Source organism: Desulfococcus sp., assembly GCF_041737845.1.
Classification (GTDB): Bacteria; Desulfobacterota; Desulfobacteria; order Desulfobacterales; family Desulfococcaceae; genus Desulfococcus.
On the sequence record NZ_JBGSQX010000120.1, the window covers coordinates 1 to 4,647 of the forward strand.

Annotated in this window: 4 protein-coding genes; 3 read left to right on the forward strand and 1 reads right to left on the reverse strand. The window is 62.7% G+C overall.

The genetic code is table 11. The features are described 5' to 3' along the window. A partial coding sequence (locus ACEW8N_RS14285) for a (2Fe-2S)-binding protein (RefSeq protein WP_373500509.1) occupies window positions 1–357 on the forward strand: 357 nt, incomplete at its 5' end. A 208-nt stretch (window positions 358–565) separates the two neighbouring features. On the opposite strand, the gene ACEW8N_RS14290 is transcribed toward ACEW8N_RS14285, so the two are convergent. Next, window positions 566–3,064 carry a hypothetical protein gene (locus ACEW8N_RS14290; RefSeq protein WP_373500510.1) on the reverse strand — a complete coding sequence of 833 codons (2,499 nt, stop codon included), beginning with the start codon at window positions 3,062–3,064 and terminating at the stop codon, window positions 566–568. A 535-nt stretch (window positions 3,065–3,599) separates the two neighbouring features. On the opposite strand from ACEW8N_RS14290, the gene ACEW8N_RS14295 reads away from it, so the two are divergent. Both ACEW8N_RS14295 and ACEW8N_RS14300 read left to right on the forward strand, forming a co-directional pair. Then, a complete protein-coding gene (locus tag ACEW8N_RS14295) occupies window positions 3,600–3,854 on the forward strand; it encodes a DUF504 domain-containing protein (protein ID WP_373500511.1) in 255 nt (84 codons plus the stop codon). A 61-nt stretch (window positions 3,855–3,915) separates the two neighbouring features. After that, window positions 3,916–4,461: a SelL-related redox protein gene (locus ACEW8N_RS14300; protein WP_373500512.1), complete on the forward strand. Its 546-nt coding sequence runs from the start codon at window positions 3,916–3,918 to the stop codon at window positions 4,459–4,461. Window positions 4,462–4,647: the final 186 nt, after the last annotated feature.

Here is a 4,647-nt window from a genome sequence, read left to right on the forward strand (position 1 = left end):
CGGCGCGAGCTCCGGTACGGCGGGTTCCTCAACCGCATGTGCCGCATCCCGGCGGCCGGCTGCCTCGATATCCCCGACGAGACCGTAATCTGCCGCTGCGAAGGGGTGAAGATGGGCGACCTGCGCCGGCAGATCGAGGGCGGCGCGGCAGCGGTGGACGCCCTCAAGAAAGCGACCCGCGCGGGCATGGGCAGCTGCCAGGGGCGGATCTGCGGCCCGATCCTTTCCGATATCCTGGGCGCCCTCACCGGGAAAGGCCCGGAGGCCCTGGGAGTCCTGTCCGCCCGGGCCCCCGTCCGGATGGTGCCCCTGGGCGCCGTCGCCGACATGGCCGCCCCCGGGGACGGGATTACCTGATCAGGCCTGTCTCTCTCTCTGCGTAGCCGATCCTGACAGGCGCCGACCTCGGCGCGGGCCGCCTCGAAGCAGCCGACGCCGGCGCATATCCGCAGTTGCGTCTTGTTACGTCAACCGGAGGGAATCCCCCGAAAAGATCAAGGCTCCCGCCCGCCGCCTGCCGCACGGTCACCGACCCGGGGCCGGACAGGTTGAGCACCAGCCCGTGCTATTTCGAAACGGCATCCGGGTCGGGGTAGGCCACCGGGCCGAAATCCCGCTGTTCCACCGGGTCGAAGGCATCTGCCACCCGCGCTTCAATGTTGATATCGCCCCCTCTCGGTACGATGCTGCCCGGCGGATTGACGTGGCGCCTGTCGTGGGTGGTGTTCTGAGGATCCGGATCGGCCGGGGCTTCCCAGATGACGGGGAGGGCCTGGCCCACGAAGGAGCAGATGGCCTTTTGAACGGACCCGACATACAGGGCCGGCACGCCGTCCGGATTGTGCCGGAAGTCCCAGAAATCATCCTGTACGGGAATGAGCCACAGGTACCCCTGGGCGTCTTGTTTCGTCCAGCTTCCCGCCGCAACGACCACCTGCGATACCTGGCCCCGGGGGGTGAGACCCTGGGGGTTGGGGGCCTCCGTGACCGTCTGGCCCTCGATGATGCCGCCGCCGGAGGCGTCGCCGCCGCTGCTGAAGGCGATGATGTAGGGAAATTCCCGGGGCGGCATGCGGGCCGACTCCGTGGTCGTGATGAAGTTTCGAGGGGCGAAGAGCGGGTTGGGCCTGCCGTTTGGCAGGATGGGGGTGCGCCGGTGGGGCTGCAGCGGAAGCTGGCCCAGATTTGCGTACTCCGAAAGGGTTCGGCTGTATTCTGCGAGCTTGATCTCGGTGTCGATGATGGCCCCGACCGGGAGATCGGGGGTCTCGACGGCCGCATAGAGGTTACCCTTTTCCATGATGGGCTTCGGGAGCATGAACCGCGCCTCGATCCAGTCCGACTCGCCGTCGGCATCCGCCACGATGGCGGTCACAACGGTCATGCCCCAGGGGTTCTGGACGGGGTTCACATGCCCGCGGCCGTTGGGGCGGTCAATCATGGGAATCGTCTTCAGGGCCGTGCCGGCGGTCCCCGGCGGTCTGCCTGCATTCCATGGGGGGACGACGGGCGGCGGGAAATAGACCCCCCAACTGGGAAGGGCCATGGAGATCGGCTCAGCGGAATCGTAGAGATTGGGAAAAGGAATCGGATGGATAAACGTGGGCTGCACATAAGGTCCGGTCCCGGTGGTCGGCCCCACCCCATACCGTCTTCTGATATCGTCCAGCCGGCCAAAATCAACCACGCCATCGTCGACCACGACATCGATGTAGGGCTTGGCATTGGAGAAGGAATCGGCGGAGGTCGGTTCATGGCCCGCCGCCAGGGTCGGTAGACCGTCGATCAGATCTGCGCCGTCGCTGTTCAATTGAAAGCCCACGATCCATTTGCCGGCCGTATAGCGAAGGTAGGTGGCGGCATCGATCGGTTCCGAAAAAAGATCCTGGGGCAGGGCCACGATTTTTTCGCGCCCCTCCAGCGACAAGGGCGCCTCGGCGATCCTGTCGCCCTTGTCGTTATAGGCCCTCAAGGTGAGGGCTGTCTTTCCGGCTTCGGCATTGATCAAGGCAACGCCCGTCCAGCCGATTTTGTTCAGCTTGGGAAAGATGCCCTCCTTTCGGCCGATGCCGACGACGCCGCAGCCCGCCATCTGTCTCCCATCCAACGTTCCGACCAGTTGAATCCCCGCAAGCGGTATGGAGGATTTCATCCGCAGCCATGCGGTCTTGTCCGGCAGATTCATATTCGCCGCATCGGCGAAGAAATTGGCGTCGCCCTGGATTTGCCGGGTTTGGCTCTTCAGGGGCAGGCCGCCTCGGGTGTAGGGGGTGATGGTGACATCGGCGGCAAGGCCGGAAGGGTTGACGGCGGCAAGACCGGTCCACCACGCGGCGCTTTGGACAATGTGGGGAAAATCGAGCTGGGTGTCGGCGGCGTCCTTCAGCAGGATGCCGCCCAGATAACGCCTGCCGCTGGCGGGCGTGCTGCCAAAGAGTTCGATCCCGATGACCCCGCCGGCGCCCGTGACGGTCGCGCATCGAATGCCGGGCTGCGGCTGACCGCCGAACAGGCTGCGGATGGTGAAAATGCGCCGCTCGCCCGCTGCCAGGGGGAGGGGAAGGGTCTGGCCCGTGTTGAACGCGATGACGGCGGACCTGGGCCCCGATGTCGTGTTGAGGAGGCTGACGCCCGTCCACCAGTCGGGGTTCGATGCGATGTGGGGAATGTAGATCTGACCGGTATTGATTCTGGAAACGGCCGGCACGGCCGCGCGCCAGGTTCCCGGGGTGAAGAATTTGGCGTAGCCGCAGACATCCTCACTGGCCGTGGATAAAATGATATAGGCGATGCTGCCCGGATTGCTGAATGCGGCGGCGATGGAAAACTCTTGACGGGCATGGGGTCCCAGGTTGATGGGAACTGCCTGCGATACCCGTTTTCCGGCAGTGTCGTACGGATCGAGAGAACCCGTCACGGTCTTTTGCCCGCCGGTGTTGATCACGCAGATCTCGGTCTGCCAGTCGACTCCGACCGCAATGTGGGGAAAGTACAGATCCGCACGACCCTCTCCGCATAAACCCAAAAAGGCGATCAACGCCCCAACCCTGAATAATTGCCGCATGTGACCATTCCTCCCTGGCTGTGTGGCTCTATCCGTTTTGCTGCCCCCTGATATCGCCGCCTTCCGGTCAACCTGACAAAAACCGGATTGAGTCCTTATTTGTCCCGAATCCAATTTTTTCCAGCGGACCGCCCTCGCGCCAGACCCAGCAGGAGTTTTTCAGGTTGCCCATCATGCCGGCCTATGTTTCAAAATCAACGGGCTTTCCGACCCTGGCGCTCCAGGTGCCTTGAAAGGCAGTCGGCGCCATGGCCGTCAGCAAGGTCAGCAAATGGGTGCATCCGGTTTCCCTCCCCACCAGTTTCCAGATCCGGGAGGAGAGAGGCGTTCTCAGGGGTGACGCCAGATTGCTGATGAGGGAAGACGCAGTTAACCCCATCCGGGGTCATGTTGTCAATGCCCCGGTGAAACCGTTGACCGCAGCAACATGAAAACCATTGCATCAGATCTTCGTTTAGCATAAGCGTTGTATCAGTTAACAAAAACCGCGACCGCGTTCTGGATGCATCCGGACAGTGAAAGGGAAATGGAAGCCGTGACGCCGATTCGCGAGTTGCTGAATCGCATCCGATGGGACAGGGGATTTGCGAATGCCGATTTCCGGATCGGGTATTACGACCGCCTCCAGGATCGGATCTGTTGGGTGCCCCTCCGGCAGGTTTTTCAGGAACCGGGGGATCATTTCTCAGTTCAGATTGTCGATGATGCGGGGGAATCCCACATGGTGCCATTGCATCGCATCAAAGCGGTCTATCGCAACGGTGAACGGATCTGGAAACGGGAGCATTAGGATGCCGCCGTAGGGGCGGGTTTGAAACCCGCCCCTGCAGGCACGATGAAAGGAGACGCCAATGGAGCTGAACATGACGGTGATCGGCGAGATGGAGGTTCAGTTGTGGGACGGCTCACAAACCCGCCTGAACCGGTTCTGGGAGAAGGGTTTCCTGGTGTTGGTTTTTCTGAGGCATTACGGCTGACCCTTCTGCCGCGAGCAGGTGGCGCAGTTGCGCCAACGGAAAGACGCATTTGAAGAGCAGGGGGCTCAAGTGGTGCTCGTCGGGCTGGGCAGCGTAGAGGAGACGGCGGCGTTCAAGACGCGGTTTGAGGTTCCTTTTCCCATGATCGCAGATCCGGAAAGGCGGCTTTTCGAGGCGTTTCGACTGAAACGAGCCTCCGCCGGATCCCTGCTCTCCGCGGGGATGGTCGTCAAGGGCCTGAAAGCCATGGCCGGGGGGCACGGGTTGGGCATGCCCCAAGGGGATGTGCGCCAGCTCCCCGGTGTCTTCATCATCGACCCGGAGGGTCGCATCCGCTTCGGCCACCACGCCGAGGGGCCGGCCGATCACCCCACTCCCGAAGCCCTGCTGACTTCGCTGCGCGCCAATGCCTCCGCCTGAGGCACATCGCCATGCCGCGAACAGCTAAAGGGAACCCTCCCTGCCCATGAATTCCGGACCGATCACCGGCCGGTTGATTGCCGTAAACGGCGGGACGGGCGCCCTGCGAACCTTCAATCTATAACAGACATCAGGAGTCGGCCATGGCAGATGCAACCGACAATCCATCCCGGCGGAAAGGCGCCA